At 54.3% G+C, this 17,677-nt stretch carries 17 protein-coding genes; 7 read left to right on the top strand and 10 right to left on the bottom strand.

Going from position 1 to position 17,677, the window contains the following annotated elements; genetic code table 11:
* Window positions 1-164: 164 nt before the first annotated feature.
* Genes ppdD through hofC form a run of 3 tightly spaced genes read left to right on the top strand, consistent with a single transcriptional unit; the run spans window position 165 to window position 3,254 of the window.
* The gene (ppdD, locus tag BS640_RS01925; RefSeq protein ID WP_026110266.1) at window positions 165-614 is read left to right on the top strand and encodes a prepilin peptidase-dependent pilin; all 450 of its coding nucleotides are present in this window, start codon (window positions 165-167) and stop codon (window positions 612-614) included.
* Entirely contained in the window at window positions 611-2,062 is a 1,452-nt protein-coding gene (gspE, locus tag BS640_RS01920; RefSeq protein WP_084911726.1) for a type II secretion system protein GspE, read from the top strand. The genes ppdD and gspE overlap by 4 nt, the downstream gene beginning before the upstream one ends.
* Window positions 2,052-3,254 (top strand): protein transport protein HofC, encoded by a 1,203-nt coding sequence (gene hofC, locus BS640_RS01915; protein WP_084911724.1) that lies wholly within the window; start codon window positions 2,052-2,054, stop codon window positions 3,252-3,254. Before gspE ends, hofC begins: the two co-directional genes overlap by 11 nt.
* A 103-nt stretch (window positions 3,255-3,357) precedes the next feature.
* Here hofC and BS640_RS01910 read toward each other — a convergent pair whose 3' ends face one another.
* The gene (locus BS640_RS01910; protein WP_017489945.1) at window positions 3,358-4,398 is read right to left on the bottom strand and encodes a GMP reductase; all 1,041 of its coding nucleotides are present in this window, start codon (window positions 4,396-4,398) and stop codon (window positions 3,358-3,360) included.
* 248 nt (window positions 4,399-4,646) lie between these two features.
* Between BS640_RS01910 and coaE the strand changes: the two genes are divergently transcribed.
* The 3 genes from coaE to yacG are packed head-to-tail and all read left to right on the top strand — an operon-like array spanning window position 4,647 to window position 6,231.
* Window positions 4,647-5,276, top strand: a complete 630-nt coding sequence (gene coaE / locus BS640_RS01905) for a dephospho-CoA kinase (protein ID WP_026110264.1) — start codon at window positions 4,647-4,649, stop codon at window positions 5,274-5,276.
* Entirely contained in the window at window positions 5,269-6,021 is a 753-nt protein-coding gene (gene zapD, locus BS640_RS01900) for a cell division protein ZapD (RefSeq protein WP_017489943.1), read from the top strand. The genes coaE and zapD overlap by 8 nt, the downstream gene beginning before the upstream one ends.
* Window positions 6,022-6,030: 9 nt before the next feature.
* A complete protein-coding gene (gene yacG / locus BS640_RS01895) occupies window positions 6,031-6,231 on the top strand; it encodes a DNA gyrase inhibitor YacG (protein WP_017489942.1) in 201 nt (66 codons plus the stop codon).
* A 204-nt stretch (window positions 6,232-6,435) separates the two neighbouring features.
* On the opposite strand, the gene mutT is transcribed toward yacG, so the two are convergent.
* From mutT to secM, 3 genes are all read right to left on the bottom strand, one after another.
* Entirely contained in the window at window positions 6,436-6,831 is a 396-nt protein-coding gene (gene mutT / locus BS640_RS01890; protein ID WP_026110263.1) for an 8-oxo-dGTP diphosphatase MutT, read from the bottom strand.
* 85 nt (window positions 6,832-6,916) lie between these two features.
* Complete coding sequence (gene secA, locus BS640_RS01885) at window positions 6,917-9,634, bottom strand: preprotein translocase subunit SecA (RefSeq protein ID WP_017489940.1); 2,718 nt, start codon at window positions 9,632-9,634, stop codon at window positions 6,917-6,919.
* Window positions 9,635-9,772: 138 nt separating this feature from the next.
* Window positions 9,773-10,306 carry a secA translation cis-regulator SecM gene (gene secM / locus BS640_RS01880; protein ID WP_038327486.1) on the bottom strand — a complete coding sequence of 178 codons (534 nt, stop codon included), beginning with the start codon at window positions 10,304-10,306 and terminating at the stop codon, window positions 9,773-9,775.
* Between the two features lie 28 nt (window positions 10,307-10,334).
* Between secM and BS640_RS01875 the strand changes: the two genes are divergently transcribed.
* Window positions 10,335-10,871 (top strand): DUF721 domain-containing protein, encoded by a 537-nt coding sequence (locus tag BS640_RS01875; protein ID WP_017489938.1) that lies wholly within the window; start codon window positions 10,335-10,337, stop codon window positions 10,869-10,871.
* A 12-nt stretch (window positions 10,872-10,883) separates the two neighbouring features.
* Here the strand turns inward: BS640_RS01875 and lpxC are convergent, their stop codons facing one another.
* The 6 genes from lpxC to murC all read right to left on the bottom strand — a co-directional run bounded on the left by lpxC (window position 10,884) and on the right by murC (window position 17,668).
* Window positions 10,884-11,801, bottom strand: a complete 918-nt coding sequence (lpxC, locus tag BS640_RS01870; protein WP_017489937.1) for a UDP-3-O-acyl-N-acetylglucosamine deacetylase — start codon at window positions 11,799-11,801, stop codon at window positions 10,884-10,886.
* Between the two features lie 110 nt (window positions 11,802-11,911).
* Window positions 11,912-13,066, bottom strand: coding sequence for a cell division protein FtsZ (ftsZ, locus tag BS640_RS01865; protein WP_017489936.1), 1,155 nt, complete (start codon window positions 13,064-13,066; stop codon window positions 11,912-11,914).
* A gap of 71 nt (window positions 13,067-13,137) precedes the next feature.
* A complete protein-coding gene (ftsA, locus tag BS640_RS01860) occupies window positions 13,138-14,394 on the bottom strand; it encodes a cell division protein FtsA (RefSeq protein WP_009634688.1) in 1,257 nt (418 codons plus the stop codon).
* The gene (gene ftsQ, locus BS640_RS01855; RefSeq protein WP_017489935.1) at window positions 14,391-15,269 is read right to left on the bottom strand and encodes a cell division protein FtsQ; all 879 of its coding nucleotides are present in this window, start codon (window positions 15,267-15,269) and stop codon (window positions 14,391-14,393) included. Before ftsQ ends, ftsA begins: the two co-directional genes overlap by 4 nt.
* Before the next feature lies 1 nt (window position 15,270).
* Window positions 15,271-16,200 carry a D-alanine--D-alanine ligase gene (locus tag BS640_RS01850; RefSeq protein ID WP_017489934.1) on the bottom strand — a complete coding sequence of 310 codons (930 nt, stop codon included), beginning with the start codon at window positions 16,198-16,200 and terminating at the stop codon, window positions 15,271-15,273.
* Window positions 16,193-17,668, bottom strand: a complete 1,476-nt coding sequence (gene murC, locus BS640_RS01845) for a UDP-N-acetylmuramate--L-alanine ligase (RefSeq protein WP_026110262.1) — start codon at window positions 17,666-17,668, stop codon at window positions 16,193-16,195. The genes BS640_RS01850 and murC overlap by 8 nt, the downstream gene beginning before the upstream one ends.
* Window positions 17,669-17,677: the final 9 nt, after the last annotated feature.

Here is a 17,677-nt window from a genome sequence, read left to right as displayed (position 1 = left end):
CGTCGCGAAGCACGGCCTTGTGTCGCTGGTTTCCGGCATGGGTGCCAGTTAGCTTGAGCGCTCTTTCAACGCTGACATCCCTTCAGGGAATGGAGAGTTTCATGCAATCTGTCATTTTTACCCCGGTCCCAACGGCACATAACGACCACGGCCTTAAAGCCTCATTGCAACTGCAGCAGGGTTTTTCGCTAATAGAACTGATGGTGGTGATCGGTATTATTGGCATTCTCAGCGGTATCGGTATCCCCGCCTATCAGTCCTATACCCAAAAAGCGGCGCTCACCGACATGCTGCAAACCATGGTGCCTTACAAGACGGCCAGCGAGCTTTGCAGCATCGACTTAGGCGAACTGGCACCCTGCAACAACGGCGTATCCAGTATTCCGTTAACCAAGACCTCACGCTACGTCAGCGCAGTCCAGGTTAAGTCCGGCGAGATAACGCTCACCGGCCAGCAGGCGTTAAGCGGCCTGACGGTGGTCATGACACCGGTTATCAACACCCTCGACGGCAGCATTGACTGGTCCCGTCAGTGCACCAACGCGGGTAATCAAGGCATGGTCGATGCCTGCAATCAGGTCTTTCATTTCAACGATAAAAGCACGCGTGGATGAAAGCCAACGTTGAGCTCATGAAGACGACGCTGGCACAGCAGTGCCAGCACTATGGCGCGGTGTTCATCAGCATTGAGCAAGATAATCTGCGTGTCGCGTGTCATCAGCAAACAACCGATACCACTGCGCTGCTGACGGCGCTGCGCTTTACCTGCGCCCTGAAGGTGAATCTGGAATTTTGGCCGCAAACGCAGATTGAACGAGCGCGGAGCCAAGCGGAGAATCCCACGGGGGAGAAAGAGGCATCGGGTCAGCAAAATGAGGACCACAATTTTGATGAAAGCAGCGGTATACCGGTGGTGGAGTTTTTGAATAACGTGCTGCGGGTTTCTCTCCAGCGGCGGGCGTCGGACGTACACTTCGAACCTTTCGAGAATCAACTGCGTATTCGACTCAGGATAGACGGCGTGTTGCAGGAGCTTCCCGGACCGGAATTTGCGCTGGCGGCAAGCCTGACGGCACGCCTCAAAATTATGGGCCAACTTAACGTTGCCGAACATCGCCTGCCGCAGGATGGGCAAATGTCGGTAACCTTCGACAAACAGCGCTACTCGATGCGCATCGCGTCGCTGCCGGTGCTGTATGGCGAAAAGATTGTGCTGCGCATCCTCGACAGAACGCAGCAGGAGCTGTCGATGGAACAGCTTGGCTTTTCTGCGCGAGAGCAGCAACAGTATCTCGCGGCCCTCGCTAAACCCCAGGGGCTGATTCTGGTTACCGGTCCGACGGGGAGCGGTAAAACGGTAACGCTCTATACCGGACTGCGTCATCTCAATACCGTAGGACGCAATATTTGCAGCGTGGAAGATCCGGTTGAGATTCCCGTACGCGGGATTAACCAGACGCAGATTAACAGCAAGACATCGTTAAGCTTTGCCAAGGTCCTGCGTTCACTGCTCAGACAGGACCCTGATGCAATCATGATTGGTGAAATCCGTGATGCCGAGACGGCAGAGATAGCCGTTAAGGCCTCGCAAACCGGGCATCTGGTGCTATCGACGCTGCATACTAACTCAACGACCGAAACCTTAGTCAGGCTGGCGCAAATGGGCGTAGAGGGGTATCAGATTGCCGCCAGTCTGCGCCTGGTGATTGCCCAGCGCCTGATTAGAAAACTCTGTCCACACTGCAAAGCCCACCAGCAGGCGTTGATAAAATGTCATCCTGACACGGTGCCACAGCCGATGCAGGTTTGGGAGGCCAAGGGCTGTGAGCAGTGCTTCTCTGGCTACTATGGTCGAGTGGGCATTTATGAAATGCTGGAAAACAGTTCTCAACTACAGCAGGCGCTGGTTAATGGTGCAGATTCGCAGGTGCTGCGCAATATCGCAAGCTCGCAGGACCAGCGCACTCTTTTCGCCTCAGGGATGGTGCTGGTGGAGCAAGGCATCACCTCGCTGAGCGAGCTGTATCGGGTAATCGGCGAAGGGAACCAGGGTGAGCCATAGCCTCTATCTCTTCTCGTGGCAGGCAGTCGATGACGCCGGCGAACTGCACTGCGGTGATAGCCTGTCCTCGGGTTCACAGGAGGTACTTACCCCACTCGTGGAAAGCGGGCTACAGCCGATCGTCATTAAAAAGTCGCAACGGATAGGTGCGGGTTACTGGAAGAACAAGGAGCGCATCGCGTTTATCCGGCAACTTGCCACCCTGCTGCAAACAGGACTGCCACTGACGCTGAGCCTAAATCTGCTCGCCGGTGACCATCCTTTGGCAGCCTGGCGCTGCGTGCTGGAGGAGACGGTAAAAAGGGTCAATGAGGGGCAGCCGATGTCGGCGGTTATGCTGCTGTATCCACAGGTTTTTCCGGCTATTTATCCGCAGATTATTGCTATCGGTGAGCTGACTGGTCAGCTCGAAAGCTGCTGCGAACAGCTTGCGGTGCAGCAGGAGCAGGTGGTTTTACTGCAAAAGAGGGTCAAAAAGGCGCTGCGTTATCCGCTGATTGTCATGGCGATAGCAACCGGTATCACCCTGCTGATGCTGACTATGGTGTTACCGGAGTTCGCCAAGATCTATGCCTCTTTTGACGCAGAACTACCGGGTTTTACGCAGATGCTGATTACCGCCTCGGAGGCGATTGTGCGCTTTGGGCCCGCCCTGACGCTGTTGATTGTCTGCGGCGGCGGGCTCTATTTTCATTATTTACATCCGCAGGAGACGTGGCAGCGGCGTGAGCAAGGCTGGCTGCTGCGGCTGCCGCTGGTCAAAAAATTGATCAGTGACGGCTGCCTGTGCCAGCTTTTCCAAACGTTGGTGTTGACCCAACACGCAGGGATGACGCTGAGTGCAGGGCTAAGCGCGGCCGAATCAGCCATCAGTAATTTACACTATAAGTCCGCCGTGGGAGAGTTGACCCGACAACTGGCGCAGGGTATCCCGCTGCACAAAGCGCTAAGCGCCTCGCCGCGTTTTCCGGCCCTGTGCCGCCAGTTAGTGAAAATTGGGGAAGAGTCAGGGTCGCTCGATACCCTGCTACAAAAGCTGGCGCACTGGCACGCCGAGCAGGCTAATGAGTTGGCGGATAATATGGCGCAGAAAATCGAGCCGCTGATGATGCTGTTTATGGGTATCGTGGTAGGAGGGTTAGTTATTGCGATGTATTTGCCGATATTTAATCTGGGTGCGGCGATGAACTGAAAATCTTCATCGTCCGCACCGCCGACCCTGTGACTTAGCGCCGAGCCCTTTCAAGGCGCAGCGCGGGTCTTAGTCCCCTGCCAACGGGGGCGTTGCATTCACTTTACTGTCCAAACAGACGGTTTTCCTGCTCGGCAACGCGAATGAAGGTTGTGCGTTTGGTCAACTCCTTCAGACGCTCAGCGCCGACATAGGTGCAGGCAGAACGCAGGCCGCCAAGAATATCGCGCACGGTGTTCTCGACGGGCCCGCGCAGCGGCAGGGTAACCGTTTTACCCTCTGCGGCGCGATATTGCGCCACGCCTCCCACGTGGCGCTTCATGGCAGACTCTGAGCTCATCCCGTAGAACAGCATAAGTTTCTCGCCGTTTTCCTCCACGACAGTCCCTTCGCATTCGTCGTGCGCGGCCAGCATTCCGCCCAACATCACGAAGTCTGCCCCGCCGCCGAAAGCTTTCGCAACGTCACCGGGCACGGCGCAGCCCCCATCGCTGACAATCTGCCCGCCGAGGCCGTGCGCCGCATCGGCGCACTCAATAACGGCCGAAAGCTGCGGATACCCTACCCCGGTTTTAACCCGCGTGGTGCAGACCGACCCCGGACCGATGCCCACCTTGACGATATCTGCGCCGGAGAGGATAAGCTCCTCCACCATTTCCCCCGTGACCACGTTACCGGCACAGATAACCTTGTCGGGACAGGCTTCGCGAACGCGCTGCAGGAACTCGACAAAGTGCTCGGAGTAGCCGTTTGCTACGTCCAGACAGATGAATTTTAGCAGTGGCGACAGCGACAGGATTTTCAGCGTTTTGGTAAAGTCAGCTTCGGAAGTCCCGGTTGATACCATCACATGGCGCAGAACGGACTCGCTGCTAAGCGTAATGAACGCCTGCCACTGTTCTACGCTGTAATGCTTGTGAACCGCGGTGAGTAAACCGAATGACGCCAGTGCTTCAGCCATACTAAAGGTACCGACAGTGTCCATATTGGCAGCAATAACAGGGGTTCCCGACCAGCTATGGCCAGAATGCTTAAAGGTGAATGTGCGTTCGAGTTCAACTTCTGAACGGCTCTTGAGGGTAGAGCGCTTTGGACGAATGAGGACGTCTTTAAAACCTAATTTTAAATCTTCTTCAATACGCATGGGATTGTCCTGGTTGGGCTTTAAGCCTGTGGCGTAAGCCGACAAGCACGTAACAGTTTGCACCTTCTCCAGTGGTTTTATCATACTCAGGAATAGCCTCGCGGCAAGGGTTGGTTTTGCATCGCGACTCACAGTTTAGGGTTTCAATTTAGGATAAAAACCCCTTCGGAGTTGGCTTGCATCTACTGCCGATACCTTTATCATTTAGGGTATCGATATTTTCAAAACAGAATCATCCGAGCAAAAGCATGAGTTATATTGTGGCCCTCACCGGCGGTATAGGAAGCGGCAAAAGCACGGTTGCCAACGCGTTTGCGCGTCTGGGCATCACGCTGGTTGACGCCGATGTTATTGCCCGTCGGGTTGTCGAACCCGAGACGCCAGCCCTGCTTGCTCTGGCTGAACGATTTGGTAAACAAGTTATTCAGGAAAATGGTTCACTTAATCGCCCACGTCTGCGCGAAATAATTTTCAGCAATGCAGATGATAAACAATGGGTTAACCAACTCCTCCATCCTATAATACAGGCTGAAACGCAGCGGCTAATTCAGGCTGCCTCGTCGCCTTACGTGCTTTGGGTCGTTCCCCTACTCGTAGAAAATGGATTACAAGCCCGGGCAAATCGGGTACTTGTGGTCGACGTAAGCGAAGAGATTCAGCTTGCACGCACTGTCAGCCGAGACGGCGTAAGCCTCCAGCAGGCAAAAAGTATTATCGCCGCACAGGCTTCCCGCCAGCAGAGGCTGGCCTGTGCGGATGACATTATTGATAACAACGGTGGTCCCGAGACGATCGAGCCGCGTGTTGCTTCATTACATAGCCGCTATCTGGATTTAGCGGCTTCAGCGACCCGACAGGATATTGACAAGAATGAGTGATGTGGTTACTACCGTTCTCTTTGAACATCCTTTAAATGAAAAAATGCGCACCTGGTTGCGCATAGAGTTTCTTTTACAACAGTTACACGCCAATCCACAGCTCGGCACAATCGCTCCTGCCCTGACTTTTTTCCGCACCGCGTCTGATTTATTAGACGTTCTGGAACGCGGCGAAGTCCGCACCGAGCTGTTAAAAGAACTCGAACGCCAACAGCAAAAACTGCTGCAATGGGCCGACGTGCCCGGCGTAGACATGGCCCGTATTCATGCGTTGCGCGTAGAGCTGAAAAATACCGCTGCAGTGCTGATGAGCGCTCCACGTATCGGTCAGGCGCTGAGAGAAGACCGCCTGATAAACCTGGTCAAACAGCGTTTGAGTATCCCTGGCGGCTGCTGTAGCTTTGACCTACCCACGCTGCACATCTGGCTGCACCTGCCTCAGGCTCAGCGCGACAAAGATGTACAGTATTGGCTGGAAACCCTTGAACCACTGAATCGTGCGCTGACCCGCGTTCTGGACCTGATTCGTCAGTCTGGGCCGTTCAGCAACCTGACCAGCCTCAACGGTTTCTTCCAGGACAACGCCGAAGGAGCCGACCTGCTTCGACTGCGCCTTTCTCTGGAACATCAGCTTTATCCTCAGATTTCAGGGCACAAGACGCGTTATGCCATTCGCTTCCTGCCGTTGGATAGCGAAAAAGGCCAGGTTCCGGCCAGACTTAACTTTGAACTTGCCTGCTGCTAGGAGCTGAATATGGATAACGAGATAACTAAAGTACACTGCCCAACCTGTGGCAAGTCGGTGATTTGGGGCGAGCAAAGCCCGTATCGCCCTTTCTGCTGCAAGCGCTGTCAGCTGATTGACCTGGGCGAATGGGCCGATGAAGAAAAACGCATTCCAAGCAAAGGCGAGATTAACGATCTTGACGAGTGGAGCGAAGACGACATCAAATAAATAGGCTAAAAGGCCTGATGCCACCCGCTTTAGGATCCGTTAAGCGGTCCGAACGATGAGAAAATCCGGAACAGGCCCTGTCTCCGGATTTTTTTTGCCAATTGTTCAACGCCTCCGAGTCGGTGTTAAGAACCCAAAGGCGGACAGGAAAGCACAGGCTGCTCCGGCATCATCGCCACGCCTCCCTTACGACTATTTTCTGTCCTAAATCTCACCTTTCTGCAACGCGGTTACCACCTCGGCGTTGGCAGGTGGGAAATCGCTTTCTTTCAGTTCACGCTGAGCGACCCAACGCTTGGGTTGCCCTTCTTTGCCGTAAGGTTCGCCGGTCCAATGTTGAACCAGGAAGAAGTGCAGATTGACGATACGGTCAGGGAATTTATGCTCCAACGTGCGGACCAGCTCAGGGGCAGAGGCGTCGATACCGACCTCTTCCTGTAGCTCACGGACTAACGCCTGTTCGGCGGTTTCCCCAGACTCTATCTTGCCGCCCGGAAACTCCCAGAAGCCCGCCATATGCGAGGAGGCGTCGCGCTGGGTGATAAATATTTCCTTGTCGGCGTTGCGGATGATCCCTACCGCGATATTCACTTTTTTCACAGTCACTGTGTTTACCTCAAAAGTAAGGGCGGTAATTAGTCAATAATTAACCGCCCTTCATGTCTTTATTCGTCAGACGAGTAGATTAGTTCTGCAGGCGACCGTGGCACTGCTTGTACTTCTTGCCTGAACCGCATGGGCAAGGATCGTTGCGCCCGACTTTACGTTCAGAAGCAACGCTAGATTCGCCGGTGGTAGACAGTTCTTCTTCGAGAGAGGCGACGTGGCTCAGCTGTTGCTGCTGTGCCAGACGCTCTGCTTCTTCGCGACGATGCTCTTCCATCGCTTCAACTTCTTCCGGCATGCGGACCTGAACTTTGCTCAGTACGCTAACCACTTCATATTTCAGTGATTCGAGCATAGAAGCAAACATTGCAAAGGACTCACGCTTGTATTCCTGCTTCGGATCTTTCTGCGCATAGCCGCGCAGGTGGATCCCCTGACGCAGGTAGTCCATTGCCGCCAGGTGCTCTTTCCACAGGGAGTCGAGCGTTTGCAGCATCACACCCTTCTCGAAGTTGCGCATCATGTCCACGCCAACCACTTCTTCTTTGCTCGCGTAAGAGTCTTTAGCGACCTGCAGAATACGCTCACGCAGCGTTTCTTCATGCAGTTCAGGCTCTTTGTCCAACCACTCCTTGATAGGCATTTCCAGCTCGAAGTCGTTCTTCAGACGCTGTTCCAGACCTTCAACATCCCACATTTCTTCCAGAGACTGTGGCGGGATAAAGCTGTCGATGGTGCTCTTGAACACGTCTTCACGGATGCTGGCGATGGTTTCGCTCACGTCGGTGACGTCCAGCAGTTCGTTACGCTGGGTGTAGATAGCGCGACGCTGATCGTTTGCGACGTCATCGTACTCGAGCAGCTGTTTACGGATATCGTAGTTACGGCTTTCGACTTTACGCTGTGCGTTGGCGATAGCCTTGGTCACCCATGGGTGTTCGATGGCTTCGCCCGGCTTCATACCCAGTTTACGCATCATGCTGGCAACGCGGTCAGAGGCGAAGATACGCATCAGTTGGTCTTCCATGGACAGGTAGAAGCGGGATGAACCGGCATCACCCTGACGACCGGCACGGCCGCGCAGCTGGTTATCGATACGACGCGATTCGTGACGCTCGGTACCAATAATGTGCAGCCCCCCCGAGGCAAGAACCGCCTCATGGCGTACGTTCCAGGCTTCTTTGATAGCCGCAATCTGCTCTGGGGTCGCATCTTCACCCAGGTTTTCAATCTCGACCTGCCAGCTACCGCCCAGCACGATATCGGTACCACGACCCGCCATGTTAGTGGCGATGGTTACGCGGCTCGGCTGACCGGCCTGAGCAACAATCTCTGCCTCTTTGGCGTGGAACTTGGCATTCAGTACGCTGTGCGCGATACCGGCTTTGGTCAGTTCGTGGGATACCACTTCAGACTTCTCGATAGATGCGGTACCGACCAGAATTGGCTGGCCTTTGGCGCTGCGCTCTTTGATGTCTTCGATGATGGCACCGATTTTTTCCATCTCTGTCATGTAGACCAGGTCAGGCAAATCTTTACGCTGCATTGGACGGTTGGTCGGCACAACGATGGTATCCAGCTTGTAGATGGTGCTGAATTCGAAGGCTTCGGTGTCCGCTGTACCCGTCATACCGGCCAGCTTCTCGTACAGACGGAAGTAGTTCTGGAAGGTAATGGACGCCAGCGTCTGGTTTTCGTTTTGAATATCGACGTTTTCTTTGGCTTCAACGGCCTGATGCAGACCGTCAGACCAGCGACGACCCTGCATGGTACGGCCGGTGTGTTCGTCAACGATGATCACTTCGCCGTCTTTAACGATGTAGTCAACGTCGCGAGTGAACAGCACGTGGGCACGCAGAGCGGCGGTCACGTGGTGCATCAGCATGATGTTGCCCGGAGAGTACAGTGACTCGCCTTCTTCCATGATGCCTTCTTCAGCCAGCAGCTCTTCAATCAGGATCAGGCCACGTTCGGTCAGGTGAACCTGGCGGGCTTTCTCATCCACGGAGAAGTGACCTTCACCCTGGAAGGTGTCAGAGTCTTCTTTTTCCTGACGGATCAGTTTTGGAATCAGCTTGTTAACGCGGATATACATCTCGGAGCTGTCTTCAGCCGGACCGGAAATGATAAGCGGGGTACGTGCTTCATCGATAAGGATGGAGTCAACCTCATCCACCAGCGCGTAGTGCAGCTTGCGCTGAACGCGTTCTTCAATGCTAAACGCCATGTTGTCACGCAGGTAGTCAAAACCGTATTCGTTGTTAGTACCGTAGGTGATGTCCGCTGCGTAGGCCGCACGCTTGGCCGGTGCAGGCATATTTGGCAGGTTGATGCCCACGGTCAGGCCGAGGAACTCGAACAGTGGACGGTTGTTTTCGGCGTCACGCTGTGCCAGATAGTCGTTGACGGTAACAACGTGAACGCCCTTGCCGCTCAGCGCATTTAGGTACGCAGGCAGCGTTGCGGTCAAGGTTTTACCTTCACCGGTACGCATCTCGGCGATACAGCGCTCGTTCAGCACCATGCCGCCCAGCAGCTGTACGTCGAAGTGACGCATGCCGAATACGCGCTTACTTGATTCACGCACCACGGCAAAGGCTTCAGGGATCAGCGTTTCAAGCACTTCGCCCTTCGCCAGACGCGCACGGAATTCGTCGGTCTTGGCGCGCAGCTGCTCGTCTGAAAGTGCCTGAATCTCAGGTTCCAGACGATTGATTTGGTCAACTACCTTGCGCATACGGCGCAGCGTACGGTCATTACGGCTACCAAAAACTTTGGTCAATAATTTGCTTAACATGATTCTTGATTTCTCTTTGAGACCACTCTTGTGGCTACTATTTTTGTTAGTACTTTGGGTCTTGCCCGCACAGTGAACAGGCGTGTGCCATGCCTACTGATGCAACGAAAAACGGCAAAGATGCTTCAGAAATGACAATCAAACAAGAAGGGAGTAGGGTCCGGCGCGCGTACCCAGAACCTGGGCGAGCCAGAGTCCGGGCTGATGCCTGGCAGAAGCCGTGAGCAGCAGTTGCTGGGTGTCACGGATGATGACAGGCGGTTTGGCTTCGTGGGTGAGCAGCGAATTTAGAGTTACCAGCAGGGCCATCTGCTGAACGTGCAGCGGCTCGGCATCGGCAGAGGCGAGTTCAGGACTGGCAACGCTGTAGGTCACAACCTGAGGCGCTAGTGCAAAAGAAAGGTGACGTATGACGGTTCGCAGCGCATGCTGCTGCCAGTAGTCGACGCCGACCGAGGCACGGCGATGCGCCTGAAGCCACGCCAGATTGGTCAGTCCGCGAGTGCCGATATTTAAACGGTTTAGACTTGAGGAGGTATTGGTTACACTTGCCAGCTCAGTTTGTGAAAGATTCGTCGACACGCCAAGGCTAGCCGCGACCATCCCCAACAGGAGATGCGGCCAAAAATACCTTCTGCCAAATTGTCGCCAACGATTTAGAATACCAATCACAAGTTTTACAATCCGCCGGAGCTCGTCAATGCGTAACAGCCGCCCACAATTATTAGATATCCTGTTCGATGACGCCACAGCCGCGGGGCAAAGCCCTCTGCGTGCGGTTCAACAACGTGCGGCCGCATTACTCAAGCTCAATCGCGCTGTCAAAGGTCTGTTACCAACCCAAATGCAACCGTGGTGCCGGGTAGGTAATTATCGCCAGGGTGTTTTGGTGCTAGAGATAGCAAATGCCAGCTGGATGATGCGCTTACGTTATGAACAACCGGCGCTTCTCTCTGCACTTCGAGCGCAAATACTACCATCATTGTCTTCAATCGACATCAGGATTAATCCATCGTTGATGGCTAAATCTGAAAACTTATCGCAGAAAGATGATGCAGATTATCAAAAACAGGGCGTATCTCAGGGTCCCTTACCGCCGGTAAGACAACTGAGTAAACAAAGTGCGGATGAGTTGCGATTACTGGCGAGCCGTAGCCCGGAGAAACTTAGAAAGGCATTAGAACGACTGGCTGAAATGGCCGGAGAGGGTGCCAAAACAACCAGTCGTAATAAGTAATATCAGTACCGATTAAGCGAATACTGTAGATGGGGCTTTAAATGCCAATGGCACTTCAGCTTCATCCTGGAAGGTAACGTATTCCCAGGCTTCCTGCTTAGCCAATACCGCTTGCAATAACTTGTTGTTCAACGCGTGACCCGACTTAAAGGTATTAACTGCACCAATAATGTTGTGGCCGCACATGAACAGGTCACCAATACCGTCGAGCATTTTGTGACGAACGAATTCATCTTCAAAACGCAGACCATCTTCGTTAAGCACACGGTAATCATCAACAACAATCGCGCAATCAAAGCTGCCACCCAGGCACAATCCGCGTGACTGCAAATACTCGATATCACGTACAAATCCGAAGGTTCGGGCTCTGCTAATCTGGCGAACAAAAGACTCGGCCGAAAACTCTAACTGGAAACGCTTGGCGTCACCTTCAATAGCCGGGTGGTTGAAGTCGATAGTCCAGTCCAATTTGAAACCGTTATAAGGTTTCATTTCAGCCCACTTGTCGCCGTCTTCAACACGCACGGTTTCTTTGATGCGCAAGAATTTCTTGGCACTGTTAAGGAGTTCGATGCCTGCGTCTAACAACAGATAGACGAAAGGCGCGGCGCTGCCGTCCATAATCGGAATTTCAGGTGCGTCAACTTCGACAATGATGTTGTCGATGCCAAGACCTGCAAGTGCCGCATTAAGGTGTTCCACCGTGGAAATACGCACGTCATGCTCATTAACCAGGCAAGTACAGAGCATGGTATCACGCACGGATTTTGCATCTGCCGGAAAATCAACCGGTGGATTCAAGTCAGTGCGACGATAGATGACCCCGGTATTAGCCGGTGCAGGTCGCAAGGTCAAGGTGACTTTCTTACCGGTATGTAAACCGACACCCGTCGCCTGAACGATACGTTTTAATGTACGTTGTTTGATCATCGTTTTTATCTCGCAATGTTATCCATCCAACCGACCTAAGGTTACCTTAAGATCGGCGGGACAGTTTAGCACAAAGAGCGGAGATCCCAAAATTCGGACTATTCAGAAATTTAGTCCGCCTGCTTACGCAGGAATGCCGGGATGTCCAAATAGTCTGGCTCTTTGTTTGATTGCGTGTTCGGATCATTAACCACCTTCGCTGCTGGCTTGGTCTCCTGCGGCAGCGGCGACATGCCGTGCTGCTGATAACGGTGATCCATAACGGGTTGGCTGGCAGGTTTATTGGTCACCAGAGTGATTTCAGGACGTTTGTCCATGCCAATACCTGTTGCCACCACGGTAACACGCAGTTCGTCGTTCATTTCCGGGTCAAGGGAAGTACCGATAACCACGGTTGCGTTGTCAGAGGCGAAAGCACGAATGGTGTTACCCACGGTTTCAAACTCATCAAGACGCAGGTCGAAGCCCGCCGTGATGTTAACCAGCACGCCACGCGCGCCCGACAGGTCGATATCTTCCAGCAGTGGGCTGGAGATAGCCATTTCGGCCGCTTCTTCAGCACGGTCTTCACCGCATGCCACGCCAGAGCCCATCATCGCGTAGCCCATTTCGGACATCACGGTGCGCACGTCGGCGAAGTCGACGTTCATCAGGCCAGGACGGGTGATAAGCTCAGCGATACCCTGAACAGCGCCCTTCAGCACGTCGTTAGCCGCGCCGAAAGCGTCGAGCAGAGAAATACCGCGACCCAGAACTTTAAGCAGCTTATCGTTCGGGATAGTGATCAGTGAGTCAACGTGTTTAGACAGCTCGGCGATACCCTGCTCCGCGAATGCCATACGCTTCTTGCCTTCGAAATTGAAAGGCTTGGTCACGACGGCCACGGTCAGAATACCTAAATCTTTTGCGACTTCAGCAACAACAGGCGCTGCACCGGTACCGGTACCGCCACCCATACCTGCTGCGATGAACACCATGTCTGCGCCTTCGAGTGCAACTCGCAGGGCTTCACGATCTTCTTCAGCAGAATTGCGACCCACTTCCGGGTTCGCACCAGCACCCAGACCTTTGGTAATACCGCTACCAATCTGGATGGTCTGGCCTACAGCCGTTTTACGCAATGCCTGAGCATCGGTATTCACGGCAAAGAATTCAACACCTTCGATGCGCTCACGCACCATGTGCTCAACAGCGTTGCCACCGCCACCGCCGACGCCGATGACTTTAATCACCGCGTCGTTGGTCAGTTCCATAGGTTCAAACATAGTTTCTCTCCGTTTTGTGCCTGTCGCTTCGGGATCACCAATAACTCCACTATGATCCCGTTATTGAAACATTAAAACTCTTTTCTCAGCCAACTATTGATTCTTTTGAACCAATTGCCCACTGAGGCGCGTTTTTCCACTTCAGCCTCACCGCTCAGGTGAGACTCTTTACCATAGTGCAGTAGCCCTACAGCGGTTGAGTAGTAAGGTTCCTGCGCATAATCTGTCAGCCCGGTAATGTTCAAAGGTTGACCAATACGTACCTGGGTATGGAATACCCGCTGTGCACAAGCTGCCAGACCATCGATTTGTGCTGCACCTCCGGTAAGAACGATACCGGCGGCCAGATGGTGTTTTACGCCCTGTTGGCGTAACTGTTCCTGCAACTGCAAAATCTCGTCGTTGACCAGATTCAGCAATTCCGTGTAACGCGGTTCGATTACCTCTGCAAGCGTCTGACGCTGTAGGCTGCGCGGAGGACGTCCCCCAACGCTGGGTACCTCGACGTTTTCATCTTTACCCACAATCGAACCGAGTGCGCAACCATGACGCACTTTAATGGCTTCGGCGTCGGTTGGCGGTGTACCGAACGCATAGGCGATATCACTGGTGACCACGTTACCCGCATACGGGATAACCTTAGTATGACGCAGCGCGCCGCCAGTATAAACGGCGATATCCATAGTACCGCCACCGATATCTACCACACAAACGCCCAGCTCACGTTCATCTTCAGTCAATACAGCATAGCTTGCGGCAAGACCGGCGAAAATCAGCTGATCAACCTTGAGTCCGCAGCGTTCAACCGCCTTGACGATGTTCTTTGCCATATCGTTATGGCAGGTGATCAGGTGAACCTTGGCCTGCATACGCACGCCGGAAAGTCCGACCGGATTCTTAATGCCTTCCTGATAATCGATGGCATATTCCTGAGGAATAACGTGCAGCACGCGATGCTCGTCACGTACGCGTACCGATTTAGCGGTATGCACCACGTTTTCTACATCTTCCTGCGTTACTTCCTCTTCCGAAATAGGAACCATCCCTATTTCATTCTGGCAACTGATATGTTTACCCGATAAAGCAAGGTAAACAGAGGAAATTTGGCAATCCGCCATCAATTCAGCCTGATCGATTGCACGCTGTACGCATTTAACGACCGACTCGAGGTCGTTCACGCCGCCCTTATCCATACCTCGGGAAGGGCAACTTCCCACGCCGATAATGTTGACCATGCCATCGGGCAGAACTTCCCCTACCAGTGCAGCAACCTTTGCCGTACCGATCTCCAGCCCAACTACCAGTTTTCTGTCCGTCGACTTGATCATTGTTGTTTAGCCTGTGCCTGATTCTGCTTAATGTTGTTTTGCTGACCGACTTTTTGTCCATCACTGCCATTTGGGTCGATAAACGCCGGGGCCCATCCCACCGCTGCACCGCTTTCATAACGTAAATCAACGTAGCTAATACGTTTCTTATCGGCATCGGCCTGCTGCTGCAAACGCGGATAAAGCTCGATAAAGCGCTGCAAACGCCCGGTGCGATCGTCACGCCCCAAGTCGATGCGGGTGTCATCGTCCAGCGTTATCTGCCAGGAGTGACGCGCCGTCATAGAAACTGACTTGAGCGTAAACTTTCCGACGGAAGACGCTGCCGCCAGCTGTTGGCTCATGGTCTGATAACCCTGCAAAACGTCCTGCTCGCTGCCTTCCGGACCGTACAGCAACGGCATTTTCTGCTTGGCGACACGTTCTGCCGGAATACTGAAAGACTTGCCGTCGGCATCGACCATATGCAAATCATTCCAGTGCGCGACCGGCACGTACTCCACCACATGTATCTTCAGTTCGTTCGGCCACTGTTTGCGAACACTGGCCTGTTTGATCCACGGCAGACGCTCTATCTGCTGCTGAATGACGTTAACGTCCTGTGTCATAAAGGTCCCGGGCTCGCCCAGTGACAGTATGGCCTGACGAATATCGTCGTTTGTGGTGTAGTGACGCTCACCGGTCACCACCAGTTCAGACAGCGGAAGACGCTTGGCATCGTCCATCCAGCTCAGTACCGCCCAGGCACTCCAGCCGATGGTCGCCAACACCATAAGCAGGAACAACATTCCCGCCAGCTGACCGCCGTTACTACGACGGCCTTGGGTTTCTGCCTTCGTCGTTCGCTCTCGTGCATTTAGGGCAGCTTGAGACATATCAGTCGGCGAGCTCCAGAATGCGGGCTACCAGCTGCGGGAAACTCAGTCCCGCCTGTTTGGCCGCCATCGGCACCAAACTGTGGCTCGTCATACCCGGTGATGTATTGACTTCAAGCAGGTTGAAGTTCCCCTCGCTGTCCTGCATCACGTCGACGCGGCCCCAGCCGCTGCAATCCAGCGCGCGATAAGCCTGTAGCGCCAGATCGGACAGCTGTTGTTCCTGTTCGGCACTCAGGCCGCTCGGACAAAAATATTGCGTCTCGTCAGAGATATATTTCGCCTGATAGTCGTAGAAGATACCCGCAGGCTGGATGCGAATAGACGGCATCACCTGGTCACCAACGATAGCGACGGTATATTCTGGACCGCTCAACCATTGTTCTATCAGCAGGTCGTCGTCGTGACGGAATGCCTCTTCCAGCGCCGGCAAGAGTTCTTCAGGCGCGTTAACCTTACTCATGCCCACGCTCGAACCTTCGCGGCTCGGCTTGACGATGACCGGCAGGCCGAGCGCGTTGATTTTGTCGCGCAAAGCGCCCTGCCCTGCCTGGTCTAGCTGTTTTTTATTCAACGCCACGAAAGGCGAAACAGGCAGACCCAGCGATTGCCACACCAGTTTGGTGCGGAATTTGTCCATCGTCAGCGCAGAAGCCATCACGCCGCTGCCGGTGTAAGGCAGACCCAGATGCTCAAGCACGCCTTGCAGCGTGCCGTCTTCACCACCACGGCCGTGCAGAGCGATAAACACCTTGCCGAAGCCTTGCTCTTTCAGAGCGGTCACGGAAACCGTTTTGGTGTCGACCGCGTGCGCATCGATACCAGCTTCACGAAGGCCCGCCAGTACGGCAGCGCCAGACTGCAAAGACACTTCGCGCTCGGCGGAAGTGCCGCCGAACAGTACCGCCACTTTAGTCTTGCTATTAGACATAGTGCTCATCTCCCTTCTTGGCCGCCTGCAATTTTTGGTCAGCCAGTTTACGAGCCACCTTGCCAATATTTCCCGCGCCCTGAACCAGAATCAGGTCATTGGCGTCGAGGATGGGTGCCAGAATGCCCGGCACCGCATCAATATCTGAAACCAGAATCGGGTCCAGCTTGCCGCGCGCACGAATGGTGCGGCACAGCGAACGGCTGTCTGCGCCCGGAATCGGCGCTTCACCGGCTGGATACACGTCGAGCATCACCAGTAAATCAACCTGAGACAGCACGTTGGCGAAATCGTCATACAGGTCACGGGTGCGCGTGTAGCGATGCGGCTGGAACACCATGACCAGACGTTTGTCCTCCCACCCTGCGCGCGCAGCCTTGATGGTCGCGTCGACTTCGGTGGGGTGGTGACCGTAGTCATCCACCAGCATCGCAGTGCCTTCTTTGCCGTTGACGTTCTCGAGCGGGAACTCGCCGAGGAAGTCAAAGCGGCGTCCGGTCCCCTGGAAGCCCGCCAGCGCGGTCAGGATAGCGTCGTCACTGATGTCTTCATCGGTCGCCACGGCGATAGCGGCGGCGGCATTCAGCGCGTTATGGCGGCCCGGTGCGTTGAGCATAACCTCAATCGGCGTCTTGTCCTGGCGGCGCACGGTAAAGTGCCCCTGCGAACCCACCTGACGGTAATCTTCGATAAACACGTCGGCATCTTCGCTGAAACCATATGTCGTGACATGACGGCCCACGCGCGGCAACAGCTCGCGGATAACCGGATCGTCAATGCACATCACTGCACGGCCGTAGAACGGCAGATTGTGCAGGAAGTTGATGAACGTCTGCTTGAGGATCTCGAAGTCACCCTGATAGGTGTCCATGTGATCCGCTTCGATGTTGGTCACAATCGCCACCATCGGCTGCAAATGCAGGAAAGACGCGTCACTTTCGTCTGCTTCGGCAATCAGGAAACGGCTCGAACCCAATCGTGCGTGGGTGCCTGCCGCCTTAACCAAACCGCCGTTGACGAAGGTCGGATCCAGTCCGGCCTCGGCATAAATACTGGTCACCATCGCAGTGGTCGTGGTCTTGCCGTGCGTACCGGCGACGGCAATGCCGTGGCGGAAACGCATCAGCTCGGCCAGCATCTCGGCGCGGCGAATGACCGGAATACGGGCTTCGCGTGCGGCGATCAGCTCAGGGTTGTCCGCAGAGATGGCCGTTGAGACCACGACAACGCTGGCGTCGAGCACGTTCTCAGGGCGGTGATTAAAGTAAATCGTCGCGCCCAATGCGGACAGCTGCTGGGTTACCGGATTTGGTGCCAGGTCTGAACCGCTGATTTGGTAACCTTCATTAGCCAACACTTCGGCGATACCACCCATGCCGGCACCACCGATGCCAACAAAGTGTATGTGCCGGACGCGATGCATCTCGGGCACGAAGGTACGCAGTTTCGCCAATTGTTGTGTATTCACGTTTCTCAT

Source organism: Rouxiella badensis, from assembly GCF_002093665.1.
GTDB classification, from domain to species: domain Bacteria; phylum Pseudomonadota; class Gammaproteobacteria; order Enterobacterales; family Enterobacteriaceae; genus Rouxiella; species Rouxiella badensis.
Note: the sequence above shows the minus strand (reverse complement) of the source record. Positions and strands in the feature narration are given on the sequence as shown.